The 1,298-nt window shown below is 59.7% G+C and carries 1 protein-coding gene; it reads right to left on the reverse strand.

What is annotated here, in order from left to right:
* Positions 1 to 146: 146 nt before the first annotated feature.
* The gene (locus E1J61_RS33905; RefSeq protein ID WP_133098204.1) at positions 147 to 1,250 is read right to left on the reverse strand and encodes an IS5 family transposase; all 1,104 of its coding nucleotides are present in this window, start codon (positions 1,248 to 1,250) and stop codon (positions 147 to 149) included.
* Between the last annotated feature and the right edge of the window lie 48 nt (positions 1,251 to 1,298).

The raw sequence follows: 1,298 nt of genomic DNA on the forward strand, positions 1-1,298 counted from the left end.
CAGGTTGCTGAAGTACTCCCCGTACAAGAGGCGAGGCTTCCCCCTGCAAGGCAGTAGGCTTGCGATTTTTCACAATCTGGAAGCGGGACGTCCCTACATCGATTTTTTCGGCGGTTTGGCGCCCGATTCCGGCCTCATTACCGCGATTACTGCAACTGCGGACGGATTTGTCCCAGTGAGCGCATGCGCACGAGGTTGTAGGCGGCCATGCTCAGCACGAACATCTGGTCGACTCGCTTCAGTCCACGCACCATCACCTGGCGCATGCGCCCGACAGTCTTGACCCATCCGAAGCCTTGTTCGATCAGCTTGCGCTTTTGCTGCGAAACGGCATACCCGGCGCTGCAAGCAATGGCATCAGGAACGGCCGAGCGGCGCCCCGAGGTGTTCTGTGCCACGTGGGGCGTCACCTTCATTTCCAGGCAGGCTTGAATGAACTCGTGCGCGTCGTAGCCCTTGTCTGCACCCACCGTGATTTCGGTGTTCGGGTCGTCCGTCACCTGTCGGGCATCGTTGAGCATGACCTTCGCGGCCTCGCGCTCAGCATGTCCGTCCGCATTGGTCACCATGGCGCTCACCACCAGGCCGTGACGGTTGTCGCTCAGGGTATGACCCATATAGCGAAGTTCACTCGCAGTTTTGCCCTTGCGGTACAGCTTGGCATCGGGATCGGTCTTGGACTCGTGCGTCTCGTTGCTGCGCTTGCGACCTTTGAAGTTGGCGCCGTCGTTGTCGTCCTTGTCGTCGCCGCCGTCCTTGCGCACGAAGCTCTTGTGGCCTGCCCACGCCTGAATCAGCGTGCCGTCCACGCTGAAGTGCTCGCCCGACAGCCAGTTCTTCTTCTGCGCGATGGCCAGCACCTCGTTGAAAAACTGGATCACCGCATCATGCTTGATCAGCCGCTCGCGGTTCTTGGTGAAGACCGTGGGCACCCAAACGGTGTCGTCCATCGACAGCCCGATGAACCAGCGAAACAGCAGGTTGTACTGCGTCTGCTCCATGAGTTGGCGTTCGGAGCGAACGCTGTAGAGCACCTGCAGCAGCATGGCCCGCAGCAACTTCTCCGGCGCGATGCTGGGCTGGCCACCCTTGATATCGGCCTCGTACATCTGTGCGAACAACCGGTCCATCTTTACCAGCGCCTGGTTGGCCATGGCGCGGATCGAGCGCAGCGGGTGGGACTTCGGCACGAAATCATCCAGCCTCCGCATAGTGAACAAACTTTCTGTGAAGGTATCTGCGCCGCGCATGAAAGTGGAGTTGGATGGGCTCCTCAAATCAACGCTTCAGCCAGTTGT

Origin of the sequence: Cupriavidus sp. L7L (assembly GCF_004353535.1) — a bacterium.
In the GTDB taxonomy this organism is placed as follows: Bacteria; Pseudomonadota; Gammaproteobacteria; order Burkholderiales; family Burkholderiaceae; genus Cupriavidus; species Cupriavidus oxalaticus_A.